The sequence below is a fragment of the Pseudomonas sp. MT3 genome (assembly GCF_054720805.1).
On record NZ_JBTVPY010000002.1, the window covers coordinates 174,464 to 193,236 of the forward strand.

The window sequence follows — 18,773 nt, forward strand, 5'->3', positions numbered from 1 at the left end:
TACGTCCGGGGCAACCGGTTCGACGCTGCCGGGCAGTTCGTCCAGCGCCAAAGGCGCATCCAGGCTGAGGTCGACGCCCTCGGCCACGGCGGGTGTCTCGGACAGTTCGCCGAGGGTCCAGTTATCATCGCTGACCAGCGGCTGTTCGGCGGCGGGCAGTTCGATGTCCCAGTTCAGCGCGTCCGCCGGGGCGGACGCGGTCGATTCGGTGGCGGGGGCGGTTTCGCCCACCGGCTCAAGCAACCAGCCCGGTTCGGCGCTGGCGGTTTCGGCCGGCGTCTCGCTCGGATCTTCAGGCTGGCCAGGCGCGCTGCCCAGGTCGAGCGTGTCCCAAAGGTTCTCCTCCGAGGCCACGGGCTCGGCGACGCTGTCCAGCTCCCAGACCGGTTCGCTCGGCTCCGGCGTGGTGATCGGCTCGCGCTCGTCCGGCATCGGCAGGGCGCTGAAATCCTCCACGGGAACGCCCGGCAACGCTTCCGCCAGTTCGGCGCGGGGTGCCTCCGGCAGTGCCGCTTCGACGCCGAGCTCGGCGGACAGGGCCGCGCTGGCGAGCACGTCGATTTCGTCCAGCGGATTGTCCAGCGGCGCCGGAGCCGGCGGCTCGGCGGCATCGAGGATCGACGGACGCGGCTTGAGGGAATAGCCCAGGCTTTCCAGGCTCTCCTCGGCGACGTCGAGAATCAGGTCGCTCTGGGTGCCCTGGTCCTCGGACAGGCGCTCCAGGTAGTACTCGACGCCGGTCATGGCGTCGGCCAGGGTGTCGAGACTGTGCCAGTCCGGCACGGCCTGGCGCACCAGCAGCTGTTCCTGGATATAGCGGTTGCAGGCTTCCAGCAGCCGGGCGGCGCGCTCCTGGGAGATCATCGCCAGGCCGCCGCGCACCTGCGTCAGCAGCTCCGGCACGCGGGCCAGGTGTTCGTGGTTCCACTGCGAGGCGATGAACTCGATGATCGCGTCCTTGGCCAGTTCCAGGCCATTGCGCGCTTCCTTGATCACCACCTGGTGGATCTGCTCGACATCGGTGGTCGGCAGGCGGCTTTCCTCGCTGCCCGGCGCTTCGCTCGGGCCGACCATGCCGGCCAGGGTCGCTTCGACGTAGAGCAGCGCGCCGGCCACGTCCATCAGCGTTGCGTCATCCGGCTTGCGCTGGCCGCGCGCCAGGGCGCCGACCACCTCGATCTGGTCGAGGATGACCTTGCGCGGCTGGCCGAAGCCCAGCACCGCGAGGGTATCGGCGATCTGCTTGAGCGGCGCCAGCAGGCTTTCCAGCTCGCCCACCACGCTGCGGTCGCTGCGCACGAAGAGGTCGAGGCTGTCCTTGACCCGCACCAGCTCCTCGCACAGCGCCCCCACCACCGAGCGCATGGCGTCGCGGTCCGGGCCGGCCAGGCGGGCGCGTTCCTCGTCGACCACCGCCTCGCCGGGCAGGGCGTCGTCCAGGCGGTACTCGTCCTTCACCGCGCGCACGCGCGGCGACTGGCCGGAGGCCTTGGCCACGTAGAACAGCAGGTTCTTGATCAGTTCGTCCGGCGCCGGCTGGTTCATGGCGTCGGCGCCCTGGTCGACCAGGCGCTTGAACTCGCGGTCGACCTGGCGCAGCAGGTTGCGCATGGAGGTGCCGTTGGCGATGCTGCCGTTGGCCAGGCCTTCGACGATGGCCGAGGCGATCACCCACAGGCGGCCCAGCGGGGCGTCCTTGCACAGGGATTCCAGGCGGGCGAAGACGCGCGCCATGTAGCCCAGGTTGGTCGGCAGGTCCTGGTTGCGGATGACGCCCACCAGGGCGACCTGCAGCATCTGCCGCAGCTTGCGCAGCAGCGCCGGGAACTCGGCGGTGCGCAGGCGCGCCAGGGCATCCACCGGCAGCGCCGAGGCGCTGCGGGAGAGATCGGGGGCGAACAGGCTGGTTTCCGACAGCAGCTTCTCGCCACGGGCGGTGCGCAGGTCGTTGAGCAGCGGCAGCACCACCATCGGCAGGTCGCGGCGGGCGCTCTGGATGCGATCCAGGTACACCGGCAGCTGCAGGATCGCCTGCATCAGCACTTCCAGCGCTTCGCCCTGGCTGGTGACGCGCTGGTCGATCAGCGCCTGGGTCAGGTGCTCCATTTCCTCGGCCAGCAGTGCCGCGCCGTAGAACTCCACCATCTGCAGGGTGCCCCGCACCTGGTGGATATAGGCGAGGCAAAAGCCTATCCGCGTCGGGTCCTGGGGATTCTCGACGTAGGATTCGAGCGCCTGCCGCGCCTGCTTGAGCGTTTCGGCAATCTCGCCTTTTACCCATTCCAGGGCGACATAATCGTGCCGATCACCCATAGCCACTCCACTCATGTGTCTGTGTCATCCCTTCCGGGTAAAGGCCAGAACGCGCTCATCGGCGACCGGTTCGAGGGCCGGATGGTGCCAATCCACCACCTCGCCGACGCCGACCACCAGCAGTCCCCCTGGCGCCAGCCGCTCGGCCAGGCGATTGAGGATTTCCCGCCGCCGCCAGCGGCGGAAATAGATCAGCAGGTTCTGGCAAAAGATCACATCCATGCCGGACATTGGCGCCTGGGCCAGTTCCAGCACATTCAACCGGGCGCAACAGACGCGCTCGGCCAGACTCGGTATCACCTGATAGCGCCCGTCGTCCCGCACGCGGAAAAAGCGTTCGGTCAACGCGGCGTCGAACTCATCCAGCTTGCGTGCCGCATACACCGCCTCGCGCGCCCGGCTCAGGGCATTGAGGCTGATATCGGTCCCGGTCACGCCGAACAGCGGTGTGCGTCCCGCGGCCTCCAGGACCCGCGTGGCGACCATGCCCAGGGAATATGGCTCCTCGCCACTGGAACAGCCCACGCTCCACAAGGCCAGCGGCCGGCTCTCGCCGACATCCTCGACGCGCTGGTGCAGGTAGCGCTCGAGCAGGTCGAAGGAGGGCTTGTGGCGAAAGAAACGGGTTTCCTGAACGGTGAGGCGATCCAGCAGGTTCGACCACTCGACCGCGCCGCGCGGGCCGTCGATGACCTGCCGGTAGTAGCTGCCGTAGTCGGCGATGCCCAGTTCGCGCATGCGTGCGCCCAGGCTGGTCTGCAGGAAGGCGCGGCGCTGTTCGTTGACGACAACGCCGGTCCGGTCTTCCAACAGTGCCTGCCAGTCGCGGAACTCCGCGGCCGACATATCGGCCAACGGCTGCAACGACCAGACGCCACTTGCCTGCATGTCGCGCCCCTCGCTCAAGACTGTCGTGCGCTACCCGGCAAAGAGCAGCACACCTCCTCTGCTCAGGCCTGTTCCGCAATGTCCGGCAGTTTGAAGCCGGATACGGAATTACGCATTTCACTCGCCATCTTCGCCAGGTTACCAATGCTGCGCGCGGTGGCGGTGGTACCGGCGGAGGTCTGCGAGGTGATCTCCTGGATCACGTTCATGGTGTTGGAAATGTGGCCGGCGGAGGACGCCTGCTGACGGGCGGCGTTGGAAATGTTCTGGATCAGCGCCGCCAGGGTCTTGGATACCTTCTCGATCTCTTCCAGGGCCACACCGGCGTCCTGCGCCAGGCGGGCGCCGCGCACCACCTCGGAGGTGGTCTGTTCCATCGAGATCACCGCCTCGTTGGTGTCGGTCTGAATGGTCTTCACCAGCGCCTCGATCTGCTTGGTCGCCGCCGAGGAGCGTTCCGCCAGGCGCTGTACTTCGTCCGCTACCACGGCGAAGCCACGGCCCGCGTCGCCCGCCATCGACGCCTGGATCGCGGCGTTCAGGGCGAGGATGTTGGTCTGGTCGGCAATGTCGTTGATCAGGCTGACGATGTCACCGATCTCCTGGGACGATTCACCCAGGCGCTTGATCCGCTTGGAGGTGTCCTGGATCTGCTCGCGGATGTTGTCCATGCCGGTGATGGTGTTGTGCACCACTTCGTTGCCCTTGTTGGCGATGGCTACGGAACGTTCCGCTACCGCCGAGGACTCGGAGGCGTTCGCCGATACCTGGTCGATGGACACGGCCATTTCGTTGATCGCGGCGGAGGCGCCGGCGATTTCCTGGGCCTGGTGCTCGGACGCCTCGGCCAGGTGCATGGCGGTGGCCTGGGTTTCCTGGGCGGCGGCGGCCACCTGCACGGCGGTCAGGTTGATGGTTTCCACCAGCTCGCGGAGCTGGTCGATGGAGTAGTTGATGGAGTCCGCGATCGCACCGGTGAAGTCCTCGGTCACGGTCGCGGCCACCGTCAGGTCACCGTCGGCGAGGTCGGCGATTTCATCGAGCAATCGCAGGATCGCCGCCTGGTTGCGTTCGTTCTTCTCGTGGGTCTCGGCCAGGCTGCGCTTGGCTTCACGCACCATCACCAGGCCGATGAGGATGATCGCGCCCAGGGCGATCACACCCAGCGCGGCGCTGGCGACCTGGTTGAACACACGGCCCTCGGCCAGGTTCTCGAAGCCGTCGGCCAGGCTGGAGGCCTTCTCCAGCAGGGTCTGCGAGCCACCGAAGATGGTGTTGGCGGCTTCACGGACCTGGAACAGTTCCGGGGAGGTCTCGAGGATCTCGTCCACCGAGCCGGAAACAAATTCGAAGAGCTCGGCAATCTCGTTGAGGCGGTCCACTGCCTCGGCGTTGGTCACCTTGGAGATGCTCATCGCCGCGTTGCCTTCCTTCATGCCCTTGAGTACGCGGCCGAAGAGGCTGGCGTCACGGCCGAAGCTGTCGGCGGCCTGGACGGAGTTCTCGTCACCGGCGAGCACCTTGTTCACCGAGCCGAGGATACGTTCGGCCAGCAGCGACTGGCGCTGGGCTACCGCGACCTGGTCGGCCGGGGCGCCGTTCTCCAGCAGGATGTCGACGACCTCTTCGTACTCCACCTGCAGTTGCGGGATGGTTTCGGCCAGCGTCGCGGCCACCTGGTGCAGGGACAGTACGGTCTGTTCGCTGGCAAGGATGGAGTCGGCGTTCTTGCGCAGGGTGTCCCAGTCCTTCTGCACTTCCGCCATCTGCGGTTGTACCGAGGCCGGGCTCGGCGGCAGGCCGGTGCTATCGTCACCCTTGGTGAGGATGTTCCAGCGCTTTTCGAAGTCGTTGCGCGCTTCCTTCAGCAGCTTGAACGCCTCGCCCTTGCCCGCCGCGGCTTCCGTGGCGTTCTTGGCGATACGCTGGGACAGCACGCGCAGTTCGCCGGCGTGGCCGATGTACTGTTTGTCGTGGTCCGCCTGCGTGTTGAGGTAAGCGAAGTTGGCGAACAGCAAGACGATCGCCACGATCAGGACTACGAAGAGCCCGAGGATCAGCGAGCTGCTACGCGCACCCGAAAAAAGACTGCCTGCCTTCATATTTTTCATATTCGGCCCCCGCCTGGACCCACCACGATTACGGTTTCCATGTCACAACACGGGCCGGCAAGCCGGCCCAACCGGTCAAAATCTAGCTGGCGACATCGAGAAACGCCGGGTGCTGCGCCAGCGCATGCGGGCTGAACACCAACCAGGGCTGTTCTCGATTGAAGACGCCGTGAATAAAGGGTTGCAGGACCGCTTCGAGGGGCGGCAGCTGCTCGCTGAAGGTTTCCACCGGGAAGTGCTGCATGCCGAACACCTCATCGACGATGAGGCCGGCAAAGACTTCCTGGTGTTCCACCACCAGCACGCGCCGCTGTTTGCGCAGAGGCGACAGCTCCGCGCCGAGGAAGCCGCACAGGTCCATGATCGGCAACAGGCGGCCGCGCACGTTGGCGACCCCCCTCACCCAGTCACGGACACCGGGCAGCAGTGTGTAGCGCGGCTCGTGAAGAACCTCGCCGACCTCCCCCATAGGTGCCACGAACAGGCGCCCGGCCATGCGAAAGCCAATGCCGTTCCAGCTCTGCGCCACTTCGCGCTGCGCAGGCAGACCCGCTGCCAACTGACGACAGCGCTGATCGATCTGGACGAGAACCTCGAAAGGACTCTGGACTTCCGCCATGCCGGCCCTGGCCTTCTCTAATAATTATGTTCTTTGAGGGACCGGCTTCAGCCGGCCAGTACTGCATTGATGGTCTTGAGCAGCGTTTCTTCGTCCACCGGCTTGGTCAGGTAGTCGCGCGCGCCCTGGCGCTTGCCCCAGACCTTGTCGGTTTCCTGGTCCTTGGTGGTGACGATGATCACCGGAATCGCGCTGGTTTCCGGGTCCTTGGACAGCTGGCGGGTCGCCTGGAAGCCGTTCAGGCCGGGCATGACGATGTCCATCAGGACGACGTCCGGCTTTTCCTGGCGGGCCAGGGCCACGCCGTCGGCGCCGTTCTCGGCCTTGAGTACCTGGTGCGAGTGCTTTTCCAGCATCGCGGTCAGCTTGTACATCTCGGTCGGCGAGTCATCAACAATCAGAATTCGAGCCATTGTGGTCCCCATACGGAAAAGGCGTCAGCGGCACAGGGCCGGACTTCAGGAAGCGTGCTCCACCGGGGTAAAGTCAGGCACATGGGTCTTGATCGCGCCTAGCAGCTCTTCCTTGCTGAAAGGCTTGGTGAGGTACTGGTCGGAACCGACGATGCGACCCTTGGCCTTGTCGAACAGGCCGTCCTTGGAGGACAGCATGATCACCGGCGTGGATTTGAAGGCACTGTTGTTCTTGATCAGGGCGCAGGTCTGATAACCATCCAGGCGGGGCATCATGATGTCGACGAAGATGATGCTGGGATGGGTATCGGCAATCTTGGCCAGAGCATCGAAACCGTCGATGGCTGTGATGACATCGCAGCCGACTTTCTTCAGCAGGGTTTCGGCGGTGCGACGAATCGTCTTGGAGTCGTCGATCACCATTACTTTCAAACCGTCGGAATGCTGTTCCATGTTCGCCCTTACCATCTCGGTGAATCGTTTTTCCACTTTTTATATCAGTGCGCAAGCGCCCTGCCACCGTCGGGCTGCGACCCAATCGTGGGAACCTTTTACCACAATCGTCAGAATCTTTACCACGCCCAGCAAATTCAGGCCATAAGACCCCGAACGCGCAGGCTTTTTCCTTGACCGAGCGCACATCCAGCGCCACCCTGAGCGTCCATTTTCAGCCTTTGCGGCGCGGCCCCGAGTCGCAGCCCCAAGCCGACGAATTCCCCCAGGAGGACATCCCATGAGCGTACGCCTCGGGATCGTGATGGACCCCATCGCGCAGATCAGTTTCAAGAAGGACAGCTCGCTGGCCATGTTGCTGGCCGCCCAGGCCCGCGGCTGGCAGCTCTTCTATATGGAACAGCAGGATCTTTACCAGAAAGAGAACGTCGCCCGCGGTCGCATGCGTCCGCTCAAGGTGTTCTACGACCCAGCCCACTGGTTCGAGCTGGATGCGGAGATCGACCAGCCGCTGTCGGACCTGGACGTGATCCTGATGCGCAAGGACCCGCCCTTCGACAACGAGTTCGTCTACTCCACCTACCTGCTGGAACAGGCCGAAAGCGCCGGCACGCTCGTGGTCAACAAGCCGCAGAGCCTGCGCGACTGCAACGAGAAGTACTTCGCCACCCTCTTCCCGCAGTGCTCGCCGCCCACCGTGGTGAGTCGCCGGTCCGATATTCTGCGCGAGTTCGCCGCCGAGCATCGTGACATCATTCTCAAACCCCTGGATGGCATGGGCGGATCGATGATCTTCCGCCACCGCGAAGGCGACCCGAACCTCTCGGTGATCCTCGAGACCCTGACCCGCCACGGCCAGGAGCAGGTCATGGCGCAGCGCTACCTGCCGGCCATCAAGGATGGCGACAAGCGCATCCTGATGATCGACGGCGAGCCGGTGGAATACTGCCTGGCGCGCATTCCCGCCCAGGGCGAGACCCGTGGCAACCTCGCCGCCGGCGGCCGTGGCGTGGCCCAGCCGCTGACCGAACGCGACCGCTGGATCGCAGCGCAAGTCGGCCCGGAACTGCGCAAGCGCGGCCTGCTGTTCGTCGGCCTGGACGTGATCGGCGAGAACCTCACCGAGATCAACGTCACCAGCCCGACCTGCATCCGCGAGATCGACGCGGCCTACGACACCCGCATCGGCGAGCGGCTGATGACGGTCATCGACGAAAAGCTCAAGGCGCGCAGTGCGTCATAGACTTTTATAAGCCTCGTCGGCAGACTTCCGCCCCACCCTGGCCTACGCGACCCGCAATGAACGCTGCAACCCATTCCGACTTCCCCGTGTCCTCCGGCGTACGCCCGGCGGACCGGCTGGGTTTCACCCTGTTCGTTGCGGCCATCGTGCACGTGGCCATCCTGCTCGGCGTGGGCTTCACCATGCCGATGCCCAGCCAACTGAGCAAAACCCTGGAAATCACCCTCGCCAGCTTCAAGAGCGAGAAGGCGCCCGAGAAGGCCGACTACCTCGCGCAGATGAACCAGCAGGGCAGCGGCACCCTGGAACACAAGGCGATCCCCAAGACCACCGAGCAGGCGCCGTTCCAGGACACCGAAGTCAAGAAAGTCGCCCCGCCGGCCACCCCGCGCCAGGCCAAGAGCCCGGAAGCGCCCAAGACCGCCGTCAGCACCCGCAGCCCGCGCCCGGACAAGGTCCAGGCCAAGCCCCGGACACCCAAGGCGGAAACCGTCGCCAAGCCCGCGCCGCAGTTCGACTCCAGCCAGTTGTCCGCACAGATATCCAGCCTCGAAGCCGACCTCGCCCGCGAGCAGCAGGCCTACGCCAAGCGCCCGCGCATCCACCGCCTGAGCGCCGCCTCGACCATGCGCGACAAGGGCGCCTGGTATAAAGAGGAATGGCGCAAGAAGATCGAGCGCATCGGCAACCTCAACTACCCCGACGAAGCCCGCCGCCAGCGCATCTACGGCAGCCTGCGGCTGCTGGTGTCGATCAACCGCGACGGCTCCCTCTACGAGGTGCAGGTGCTGGAGTCCTCCGGCCAGGCCACCCTCGACCAGGCCGCCCAGCGCATCGTGCGCCTGGCCGCGCCGTTCGCGCCCTTCTCCGGCGACCTGAACGACATCGACCGCCTGGAAATCATCCGCACCTGGCGCTTCGAGCGCGGCGACCGCCTGTCCAGCCAGTGAGCCTGTCGTGCCTGGCGGCACGCGGTGGCGTTTTCAAGGCTTGTCCCCTGGCGCGCCAGGCCTGAAACTAGCTGGCATGAAAAGCACAGCCGCAAGCTCCCTCAAGCACCATTTCCTGATCGCCATGCCGCACATGGCGGACCCCAACTTCGCCCAGACCGTCACCTATATCGTCGAACACAACGAGCAGGGTGCCATGGGCCTGATCATCAACCGCCCCAGTGGCCTGAGCCTCGCCGACGTGCTCGAACAACTGCGCCCGGACGAACTGCCGCCGGTGCGCTGCCAGGGCATGACCATCTATAACGGTGGCCCGGTGCAGACCGACCGCGGCTTCGTCCTGCACCCCGCCGGGCGCAGCTTCCAGGCCACCCTGGAGTTGGGCGAGCTGTCGCTGTCCACCTCCCAGGACGTGCTGTTCGCCATCGCCGACGGCAGCGGCCCCGCGCAGCACCTGATCACCCTCGGCTACGCGGGCTGGGAAGCCGGCCAGCTGGAAGCGGAACTCACCGACAACGCCTGGCTGACCTGCCCCGCCGACCCGGCGGTGCTCTTCGAGGTGCCGGCCGAGCAGCGCCTGTCGGCGGCTGCCGAGCGCCTGGGGGTCAACCTCAGCCTGCTCACCGCCCAGGCCGGGCACGCCTGATGAGTGCCAAGCCCCTGCGCCTGCTCCTGGGCTTCGACTACGGCACCAAGCAGATCGGCGTCGCCGTCGGCCAGGCCATCACCGGCCAGGCCCGCGAACTCTGCGTGCTCAAGGCACAGAACGGCGTGCCGGACTGGAGCCGCGTGGAAGCCCTGATCAAGGAATGGCAGCCCGACGCCATCGTCGTCGGCCTGCCGCTGAACATGGACGGCAGCCCCAGCGACATGAGCGAGCGCGCCGAGAAATTCGCCCGCCGCCTGCACGGCCGCTACAACCTGCCGGTGCACACCCACGACGAACGCCTGACCACCTACGCCGCCAAGGGCGAGCGCCTGGCCCAGGGCCAGCGCGATGGTTACCGCGAGCGCCCGGTGGACGCCCTGGCCGCCGCCCTGCTGCTGGAGGGCTGGCTGGCCGACAACGCCCCTGCCTGACCCCAGGCGTCGCAGCGCCCCTTGACCTGAAGCAGCGCCAGGGGAGCGAAAGCCACTAAGCTTGCCGGACCACTCCTTGCGGAAGCGGTCCGCCCCGATGGCCGCCCGCGCCGGGTGGCCTCGCCAACCGAACCGGAGACGTCATGACCCTGCCCAGCCCCGCCGAACTCCTCCCCCGCATGGCCACCGACCTGCGCAACTACCTGGCGCAGCGCGGCATCGACTCGCCGCGCTTCGTCGGCATCCACACCGGCGGCATCTGGGTCGCCCAGGAACTGCTCAAGGAGCTGGGCAGCGACGAGATCCTCGGCATCCTCGACGTGTCCTTCTACCGCGACGATTTCACCCGCAGCGGCCTGCACCCGCAGGTCCGTCCGTCGGAACTGCCCTTCGAGATCGATGGCCAGCACCTGGTCCTGGTGGACGATGTGCTGATGAGCGGCCGGACCATCCGCGCCGCGCTCAACGAGCTGTTCGACTACGGTCGCCCGGCCAGCGTGACCCTGGTCAGCCTGGTGGACCTGAATGCTCGCGAGTTGCCGATTCGTCCGGATGTCGTCGGCGAAACCCTGTCATTGGCACCCAACGAGCGGGTAAAATTGCGCGGTCCCGCACCACTCGTCCTCGAGCGCACGCTTCTCAGCACCGCGCTGTAACTCCGCGCGCCCGGACCTCCACCCCCAACTTTCAGGGCCTGCCACATGCCGACCGACGCCAAGCGCCCGCTGCAGCTCAACGACCTGGGCCAGCTGCGCCACTTCCTCTCGCTCGACGGGTTGTCCCGCGAACTGCTGACTGAAATCCTCGACACCGCCGACTCCTTCCTCGAAGTCGGCGCCCGCGCGGTGAAGAAAGTCCCGCTGCTGCGCGGCAAGACCGTGTGCAACGTGTTCTTCGAGAACTCCACGCGCACCCGTACTACCTTCGAGCTGGCCGCCCAGCGCCTGTCCGCCGACGTCATCTCGCTGAACGTGTCGACCTCCTCGACCAGCAAGGGCGAGACGCTCACCGACACCCTGCGCAACCTCGAGGCGATGGCCGCCGACATGTTCGTCGTGCGTCACAGCGACTCGGGCGCCGCACACTTCATCGCCGAGCACGTCAGCCCCAACGTCGCCGTGATCAACGGCGGCGACGGTCGCCACGGCCACCCGACCCAGGGCATGCTCGACATGCTGACCATCCGCCGCCACAAGGGCAGCTTCGAGAAGCTCTCGGTGGCCATCGTCGGCGACATCCTCCACTCGCGCGTGGCCCGCTCCGACATGCTGGCGCTGAAGACCCTCGGCTGCCCGGACATCCGCGTCGTCGCCCCGCGCACCCTGCTGCCGGTCGGCCTGGAAGAGCAGTACGGGGTAAAGGTCTACACCGACGCCAACGAAGGCCTGAAGGACGTCGACGTGGTGATCATGCTGCGCCTGCAGCGCGAGCGCATGCAGGGTGGCCTGCTGCCCAGCGAGGGCGAGTTCTTCAAGCTCTACGGCCTGACCGGCAAGCGCCTGAAGCTGGCCAAGTCCGACGCCATCGTCATGCACCCCGGCCCGATCAACCGTGGCGTGGAGATCGACTCCGCCGTGGCCGACGGTGAACAGTCGGTGATCCTCAACCAGGTCACCTACGGCATCGCCATCCGTATGGCCGTGCTGTCCATGGCCATGAGCGGCCAGAACGCCCAACGCCAGCTGGAACAGGAGGACGCGCAATGACCGTCAGTATTCGTGGCGCCCACCTGATCGATCCGGCCAGCGGCCTGGACAAGGTCTGCGACCTGCACATCGAGGCCGGCCGCATCGTCGCCATCGGCGACGCCCCCGACGGCTTCCACGCCGCCCAGGAAATCGACGCCGCCGGCCTCGTCGCCGCGCCCGGCCTGGTGGACCTGAGCGTCGCCCTGCGCGAGCCGGGCTACAGCCGCAAGGGCAGCATCGAGAGCGAAACCCGCGCCGCCGCCGCCGGTGGCGTCACCAGCCTGTGCTTCCCGCCGCAGACCAAGCCGGTGCTGGATACCTCGGCGGTGGCCGAGCTGATCCTCGACCGCGCCCGCGAGGCCGGCAACGCCAAGGTGTTCCCCATCGGCGCACTGACCAGGGGCCTGGCCGGCGAACAACTGTCCGAGCTGGTCGCCCTGCGCGACGCCGGCTGCGTGGCCTTCACCAACGGCCTGGCGCCGATGGCGAGCAACCGCGTGCTGCTGCGCTCGCTGGAATACGCGGCGACCTTCGACCTGACCGTGATCTTCACCTCCCAGGACCATGACCTGGCCGAAGGCGGCCTCGCCCACGAAGGCCCGACCGCCAGCTTCCGCGGCCTGGCCGGCATCCCGGAAACCGCCGAGACCGTGGCCCTGGCCCGCAACCTGCTGCTGGTGGAACAGTCCGGCGTGCGCGCGCACTTCAGCCAGCTGACCAGCGCCCGTGGCGTCGAGCTGATCGCCCAGGCCCAGGCCCGCGGCCTGCCGGTCACCGCCGACGTGGCGCTGTACCAGCTGATCCTCACCGACGAGGCGCTGGCGGACTTCTCCAGCCTGTACCACGTGCAGCCGCCGCTGCGCTCGCGCAAGGACCGCGACGCCTTGCGCGAAGCGGTGAAGAGCGGCGTGATCCAGGCCATCGCCAGTCATCACCAGCCCCACGAGGCGGACGCCAAGAACGCCCCGTTCGCCGCCACCGACCCGGGCATCAGCAGCGTCGAACTGCTGCTGCCGCTGGCCATGACCCTGGTACAGGACGGCCTGCTCGACCTGCCGACCCTGCTTTCGCGCCTCTCCAGCGGCCCGGCCGCCGCCCTGCGCCTGCCGGCCGGCAAGCTGGCGGTGGGCGCCGCTGCGGACGTGGTGCTGTTCGAAGCCGACGGCCAGACCCTGGCGGGCGAAACCTGGCACTCCCGCGGCCAGAACTGCCCGTTCCTCGGCCACTGCCTGCCGGGCGTGGTGCGTTGCACCCTGGTGGACGGGCATATCGTCCACGCGGTGTAACGCCCCCATCGCTCCATGAAAAAGCCTGCCAATCGGCGGGCTTTTTATTGGCGTTTCTGCAGGGAGCTCGAACGTAGGATCGACAATCCATCAGCCCGCGCCGAAGCTCCGGCTCTTGTAGGAGCGAGCTTGCTCGCGAACCTCCCGAACTCCGGAGTTATGCGGGTTCGCGAGCAAGCTCGCTCCTACGAAAAGCGCACCGATGCGACGCGTCAGATCGTCGCCAACGCCCTTGCCAGGTCGGTGCGCAGGTCCTCCACGTCTTCCACCCCCACCGACAGGCGAATCAGCGAATCGCCAATCCCCAGCGCCGCGCGATTCTCCGCCGGGATGCTGGCATGGGTCATGATCGCCGGGTGCTCGATCAGGCTTTCCACGCCCCCCAGGCTTTCCGCCAGGGCGAACAACCGGACGTTCTCCAGAAAGCGCTTCGCACCCGCCAGGTCGGTGTTCAGGTCCAGCGAGATCATCCCGCCGAAGCCCTTCATCTGCCGGCGCGCCAGCTCGTGCTGCGGATGCGAGGCCAGGCCGGGGTAATACACACGCTTCACCTGCGGCTGTTGCTCCAGCCACTTGGCCAGCTCCAGCGCATTGGCGCAGTGCCGCTCCATGCGCAGGGCGAGGGTCTTCACTCCGCGCAGGGTGAGGAAGGCATCGAACGGGCCGGCGATGGCGCCCACCGAGTTCTGCAGGAAGCCCAGGCGCTCGGCGAGGTCGGGGTTGTCGCCGACGATGGCAATGCCGCCGATGACGTCGGAGTGGCCATTCAGGTACTTGGTGGTCGAATGCACGACGATGTCGAAGCCCAGGTCCAACGGGCGCTGCACGTAGGGGCTGGCGAAGGTGTTGTCGGCCACGCAGAGGATGCCGCGCTCGCGGCAGGTGCGGGCGATCGCGGCGAGGTCGGTCAGGCGCAGCAGCGGGTTGCTCGGGGTTTCCACCCAGACCATGCGAGTCTTGTCGGTCAGCGCCGTTTCCAGGGCGTCGGGCTGGGCCAGGTCGGCGAAGTGGAAGTCATGCCCGGCGCTGCGTCGGCGTACCCGCTCGAACAGGCGGAAGGTGCCGCCGTAGAGGTCATTGCCGGAGACGATGTGCGAGCCGGCGTCGAGCAGTTCCAGCACCGCCGAGATGGCCGCCAAGCCGGAGGCGAAGGCGAACGCCTTGCTGCCGCCTTCCAGGTCCGCCACGCAGCGCTCCAGCGCCCAGCGCGTGGGATTGTGCGAGCGCCCGTAGTCGAGCCCCTTGTGCACACCGGGGCTGTCCTGGCGGTAGGTGGAGTTGGCGTAGATCGGCGGCATGATCGCCCCGGTGGACGGGTCCGGCTCCTGCCCGGCGTGGATCACACGGGTGGCGAAACCGAGGCGGTCGTCGTGCTGGCTCATGGGAGGGTCCTCCGCAAATGGTTGAGCAAATCGAATCGGGTGATCAGACCGTGGAAGCCCGAGGCGTCGGCGATGATGGCGACCAGGCCGCGATCGAGCACGGCTTCCAGCTCGGCCAGGCTGGCGCCGGGCGCAAGGGTTTCGGGCGCATCGCTCATGGCGCTGGCGACGTCGCTGCGGAAGTGGCTGGGATCGTCGTGCACGCCCAGCAGGATGTCCGACTCGTCGATCACGCCGACCAGGCGGCCGCCATCGAGCACCGGCAGTTGCGAGATATCGGCCAGGCGCATGCGCTGGAAGGCGGTGAGCAGGGTGTCGCCGGGACCGACGCTGACCACCCGGCCTTCCTCGAAGCGCCGCGCGATGATGTCGCGCAGGTCGCCGTAGCGCTTGCGCTGCAGCAGGCCCTGGTCGGTCATCCACTGGTCGTTGTAGATCTTCGACAGGTAGCGCGTGCCGGTGTCGCAGACCAGGCTGACCACGCGCTTGGGTTCCTTCTGCTCGCGGCAGAAGCGCAACGCGGCGGCCAGCAGCGTGCCGGTGGACGAACCGGCGGCGATGCCTTCGTTGCGCAGCAGCTCGCGGGCGGTGGCGAAGCTTTCCTCGTCGCTGATCGAGTAGGCGTGGCGCACGCTGGAGAGGTCGGCAATCGACGGTACGAAGTCTTCGCCGATGCCCTCTACCGCCCAGGAGCCGGGCGTGCCGATAGCACCGGAGCGCGAGTACTCGGCCATGATCGAACCCACCGGGTCGGCCAGGACCATTTCCAGCTCGGGCTGGACCTTCTGGAAGAAGCGCGTGAGACCGGTCAGCGTACCGGCGGAGCCGACCCCGACCACCACGGCGTCGAGATCATGGCCGGTCTGCGCCCAGATTTCCGGGCCGGTGCCGGTCTCGTGGGCCAGCGGGTTGGCAGGGTTGTTGAACTGGTCGGCGAAGAAGGCATCGGGCAGGTCTTTCGCCAGCCGCGCGGCGACGTCCTGGTAATACTCGGGATGGCCCTTGCCGACGTCCGAGCGGGTGATGTGCACCTCGGCACCCATCGCCCGCAGGTGCAGGACCTTCTCGGTGGACATCTTGTCCGGCACCACCAGCACCACCCGGTAGCCCTTGGCGCGCCCCACCAGCGCCAGGCCCAGGCCGGTGTTGCCGGCGGTGGCCTCGACGATCACCCCGCCGGGCTTGAGCCGGCCGTCGCGCTCGGCGGTTTCGATCATGGCGACGCCGATGCGGTCCTTGATGGAGCCACCGGGGTTCTGTGATTCGAGCTTGAGGAACAGGGTGCAGGGTCCGGTATCGAAACGCGTGACGCGGACCAGGGGGGTATTGCCGATCAGGTCGAGTACGGCGGGGCGGGATTCGTTGCTCATGGCAGCCACTCCTTCGGGGCACCCCGGGGATCGCCCGGTGGCGCCTGCTACTGTCCTCCTGACCTTAGGCGGGCGGCACAGCTCGCGCCAGGCGGCGCGACGAAAGACGGCTGCTCTTGTAGGAGCGGGCCTGCTCGCGAAAAGACCTCGTGCCGTGCGGCTCGCGAGCAAGCTCGCTCCTACAAAAGACCGATCAGATCCGCTGCGGGCCGTTGCGCTCGGAGATCTGGCTGTTCAGCGTCCAGAAGTCGTACAGCACGCCCACCAGGAACAGGCCTCCGGTCAGCAGGTAGAGCAGGCCGGTGAGCCATTTGCCCATGTACATGCGGTGTACGCCGAACACGCCGAGGAAGGTCAGCAGGATCCAGGCGACGTTGTAGTCCACACCGCCGGCGCGGTAGCGCTGGTCCGCCGCATCGTCCATCGAGGGGATGAGGAACAGGTCGATGATCCAGCCGATGAAGAACAAGCCGAGGGTGAAGAACCAGATGGTGCCAGTGACCGGCCGGCCATAGTAGAAGCGGTGCGAACCGGTGAAGCCGAAGATCCACAGCAGGTAGCCGATGACCTTGCTGTGGGTGTCAGGGTTGGCGGACATGCCTGTCTCCCGTGTCGTTGCGATGCGCTCAGGATAAACGAAAAGCCCGCGCTAGGCGGGCTTCTCGAAGGAGGGTCAGCGGAAGCGGCGGTTCGGGTCGTCGTCGCTCATCTCCAGGGTCAGCCCCTGGGTCATGCTGGACAGGTGGTCGGCATCGGTTTCCGAGCCCAGCTTGATCATCAGGCGCAGGTCGTTCGCCGAGTCGGCGTAGGCCAGGGCGTCTTCGTAGGTGATCTCGCCCTGGCTGTAGAGTTGGTACAGCGCCTGGTCGAAGGTCTGCATGCCTTGCTCGGTGGAGCGCTTCATCAGCGGCTTGAGCTCGTGTACCTCGCCCTTGCGAATCAGGTCGGCGGCCAGCGGGGTGTTCAGCAATACCTCGATCACCGCGCGGCGGCCCTTGCCGTCCGGGGTCGGCACCAGTTGCTGGGCGACGATGGCCTTGAGGTTAAGCGAGAGGTCCATCCACACCTGGCCATGCCGGTCGGCCGGGAAGAAGTGGATGATCCGCTCCAGCGCCTGGTTGGCGTTGTTGGCGTGCAGGGTCGCCAGGCACAGGTGGCCGGTTTCGGCGAAGGCCACGGCGTGGTCCATGGTCTCGCGCGAGCGCACCTCGCCGATCATGATCACGTCCGGCGCCTGGCGCAGGGTGTTCTTCAGGGCCACTTCGAAGGTATCGGTATCCAGGCCCACCTCGCGCTGGGTGACGATGCAGCCCTGGTGTTGGTGGATGTACTCGATAGGGTCTTCGATGGAGATGATGTGGCCGGTGGAGTTCTTGTTGCGGTAGCCGATCATCGCCGCCAGCGAGGTGGACTTGCCGGTACCGGTGGCGCCGACGAAGATCACCAGGCCACGCTTGGTCATCGCCAGTTTCTTGAGGACTTCCGGCAGCTTGAGGTCTTCGATGGTCGGGATATTGGTCTCGATGCGGCGCAGCACCATGCCCACCAGGTTGCGCTGGTAGAAGGCGCTGACCCGGAAACGGCCGATGCCACGGGCGCTGATGGCGAAGTTGCACTCATGGTTCTCGGCGAACTCGCGGCGTTGCTGTTCGTTCATCACCGAGAGCACGGTTTCGCGGGTCTGCTCCGGCGACAGCGCGGTCTTGGTCACCGGCAACACCTTGCCGTTGACCTTCATCGACGGCGGCACGCCCGCCGTGATGAACAGGTCCGAGGCCCCCTTTTCCACCATCAGGCGCAACAGCTTCTCGAATTCCATGATCGTTCTCGCGCAGGTTCACGCTGACTGCGACAGTGCTGTCGAATCACGGAGCGAGTGCGTGTGGCGCGCTCCGTGCGCCGGGCCGCAGCGGCCCGGTGGGGTTAGAAGTTTTCCGGGATCTTGGCTTTTTCTTTCGCCGCATCGCGGGTAACCAGCCCCTTGGCGACCAGGCCCTTGAGGCACATGTCCAGGGTCTGCATGCCGATCGCGCCGCCGGTCTGGATGGCCGAGTACATCTGCGCGACCTTGTCCTCGCGGATCAGGTTACGGATCGCCGGGGTGCCGATCATGATCTCGTGGGCCGCCACCCGACCGCCGCCGATCTTCTTCAGCAGGGTCTGGGAGATCACCGCCTGCAGCGATTCGGAGAGCATGGAGCGGACCATCGACTTCTCCTCGGCGGGGAACACGTCGACGATACGGTCGATGGTCTTGGCCGCGGAGGTGGTGTGCAGGGTGCCGAATACCAGGTGGCCGGTTTCCGCGGCGGTCAGCGCCAGGCGGATGGTCTCCAGGTCACGCATCTCGCCCACCAGGATGATGTCCGGGTCCTCACGCAGGGCCGAGCGCAGCGCCTCGTTGAAGCCGAGGGTGTCGCGGTGCACTTCGCGCTGATTGACCAGGCACTTCTTCGACTCATGGACGAATTCGATCGGGTCTTCGACAGTGAGAATGTGGCTGTACTTGGTGTTGTTCAGGTAGTCGAGCATCGCCGCCAGCGAAGTGGACTTGCCCGAGCCGGTCGGGCCGGTCACCAGCACCAGGCCGCGTGGCACGTCTGAAACACGTTTGAACACTTCTCCCATCCCCAGGTCCTCCATCGTGAGTACCTTGGAGGGAATGGTCCGGAACACGGCGCCGGCGCCACGGTTCTGGTTGAAGGCGTTGACCCGGAAACGGGCGACCCCGGGGACTTCGAAGGAAAAGTCGGTTTCCAGAAATTCTTCGAAATCCTTGCGCTGCTTGTCGTTCATGATGTCATAGATCAGCGCATGGACCTGCTTGTGCTCCAGGGGCGGCAGGTTGATCCGGCGAACATCACCGTCGACGCGGATCATCGGCGGCAGACCGGCCGAGAGGTGCAGGTCCGAAGCGCCCTGCTTGGCGCTGAAGGCGAGCAACTCGGTAATATCCATGGGACTCCCCAATCAAGAG

The 18,773-nt window shown here is 66.3% G+C and carries 17 protein-coding genes and 1 pseudogene (1 of these 18 cut by a window edge); 7 read left to right on the forward strand and 11 right to left on the reverse strand.

Features of this window, described 5'->3' with window-relative positions; translation table 11 throughout:
- The 6 genes and pseudogenes from ACYCAX_RS02615 to pilG all read right to left on the reverse strand — a co-directional run.
- Positions 1-2,313: pseudogene (locus tag ACYCAX_RS02615) on the reverse strand (Hpt domain-containing protein) (it extends 5,444 nt beyond the left edge of the window).
- A 24-nt stretch (positions 2,314-2,337) separates the two neighbouring features.
- Entirely contained in the window at positions 2,338-3,201 is an 864-nt protein-coding gene (locus tag ACYCAX_RS02620) for a CheR family methyltransferase (RefSeq protein WP_294977468.1), read from the reverse strand.
- 62 nt (positions 3,202-3,263) lie between these two features.
- Positions 3,264-5,312, reverse strand: a complete 2,049-nt coding sequence (locus ACYCAX_RS02625; RefSeq protein ID WP_015475144.1) for a methyl-accepting chemotaxis protein — start codon at positions 5,310-5,312, stop codon at positions 3,264-3,266.
- An 82-nt stretch (positions 5,313-5,394) separates the two neighbouring features.
- On the reverse strand, positions 5,395-5,931 hold the full coding sequence (locus tag ACYCAX_RS02630; protein WP_015475143.1) for a chemotaxis protein CheW: 537 nt from the start codon (positions 5,929-5,931) through the stop codon (positions 5,395-5,397).
- 47 nt (positions 5,932-5,978) lie between these two features.
- Complete coding sequence (gene pilH / locus ACYCAX_RS02635) at positions 5,979-6,344, reverse strand: twitching motility response regulator PilH (protein ID WP_009615257.1); 366 nt, start codon at positions 6,342-6,344, stop codon at positions 5,979-5,981.
- 45 nt (positions 6,345-6,389) lie between these two features.
- Positions 6,390-6,797, reverse strand: a complete 408-nt coding sequence (gene pilG, locus ACYCAX_RS02640; RefSeq protein WP_015475142.1) for a twitching motility response regulator PilG — start codon at positions 6,795-6,797, stop codon at positions 6,390-6,392.
- A 280-nt stretch (positions 6,798-7,077) separates the two neighbouring features.
- Between pilG and gshB the strand changes: the two genes are divergently transcribed.
- From gshB to ACYCAX_RS02675, 7 genes are all read left to right on the forward strand, one after another.
- Positions 7,078-8,040, forward strand: a complete 963-nt coding sequence (gshB, locus tag ACYCAX_RS02645) for a glutathione synthase (protein WP_294977467.1) — start codon at positions 7,078-7,080, stop codon at positions 8,038-8,040.
- Positions 8,041-8,096: 56 nt separating this feature from the next.
- Positions 8,097-8,990, forward strand: coding sequence for an energy transducer TonB (locus tag ACYCAX_RS02650; RefSeq protein WP_460247366.1), 894 nt, complete (start codon positions 8,097-8,099; stop codon positions 8,988-8,990).
- A 76-nt stretch (positions 8,991-9,066) separates the two neighbouring features.
- On the forward strand, positions 9,067-9,636 hold the full coding sequence (locus ACYCAX_RS02655; RefSeq protein WP_015475139.1) for a YqgE/AlgH family protein: 570 nt from the start codon (positions 9,067-9,069) through the stop codon (positions 9,634-9,636).
- On the forward strand, positions 9,633-10,070 hold the full coding sequence (gene ruvX, locus ACYCAX_RS02660; protein ID WP_086009587.1) for a Holliday junction resolvase RuvX: 438 nt from the start codon (positions 9,633-9,635) through the stop codon (positions 10,068-10,070). The genes ACYCAX_RS02655 and ruvX overlap by 4 nt, the downstream gene beginning before the upstream one ends.
- 143 nt (positions 10,071-10,213) lie before the next feature.
- A complete protein-coding gene (gene pyrR / locus ACYCAX_RS02665; protein ID WP_015475137.1) occupies positions 10,214-10,726 on the forward strand; it encodes a bifunctional pyr operon transcriptional regulator/uracil phosphoribosyltransferase PyrR in 513 nt (170 codons plus the stop codon).
- Between the two features lie 45 nt (positions 10,727-10,771).
- Positions 10,772-11,776 carry an aspartate carbamoyltransferase catalytic subunit gene (locus ACYCAX_RS02670; protein ID WP_460247367.1) on the forward strand — a complete coding sequence of 335 codons (1,005 nt, stop codon included), beginning with the start codon at positions 10,772-10,774 and terminating at the stop codon, positions 11,774-11,776.
- Positions 11,773-13,044 (forward strand): dihydroorotase, encoded by a 1,272-nt coding sequence (locus ACYCAX_RS02675; protein ID WP_460247368.1) that lies wholly within the window; start codon positions 11,773-11,775, stop codon positions 13,042-13,044. Before ACYCAX_RS02670 ends, ACYCAX_RS02675 begins: the two co-directional genes overlap by 4 nt.
- A 212-nt stretch (positions 13,045-13,256) precedes the next feature.
- Here the strand turns inward: ACYCAX_RS02675 and ACYCAX_RS02680 are convergent, their stop codons facing one another.
- From ACYCAX_RS02680 to pilT, 5 genes are all read right to left on the reverse strand, one after another.
- On the reverse strand, positions 13,257-14,426 hold the full coding sequence (locus tag ACYCAX_RS02680; RefSeq protein ID WP_460247369.1) for a cystathionine gamma-synthase: 1,170 nt from the start codon (positions 14,424-14,426) through the stop codon (positions 13,257-13,259).
- Complete coding sequence (locus ACYCAX_RS02685; protein WP_294977462.1) at positions 14,423-15,796, reverse strand: cystathionine beta-synthase; 1,374 nt, start codon at positions 15,794-15,796, stop codon at positions 14,423-14,425. Before ACYCAX_RS02685 ends, ACYCAX_RS02680 begins: the two co-directional genes overlap by 4 nt.
- 193 nt (positions 15,797-15,989) lie before the next feature.
- Positions 15,990-16,394: an NINE protein gene (locus ACYCAX_RS02690; RefSeq protein WP_015475132.1), complete on the reverse strand. Its 405-nt coding sequence runs from the start codon at positions 16,392-16,394 to the stop codon at positions 15,990-15,992.
- Between the two features lie 75 nt (positions 16,395-16,469).
- Positions 16,470-17,615: a type IV pilus ATPase PilU gene (gene pilU / locus ACYCAX_RS02695; RefSeq protein ID WP_460247370.1), complete on the reverse strand. Its 1,146-nt coding sequence runs from the start codon at positions 17,613-17,615 to the stop codon at positions 16,470-16,472.
- Between the two features lie 104 nt (positions 17,616-17,719).
- On the reverse strand, positions 17,720-18,754 hold the full coding sequence (pilT, locus tag ACYCAX_RS02700) for a type IV pilus twitching motility protein PilT (RefSeq protein ID WP_015475130.1): 1,035 nt from the start codon (positions 18,752-18,754) through the stop codon (positions 17,720-17,722).
- Positions 18,755-18,773 lie beyond the last annotated feature (19 nt).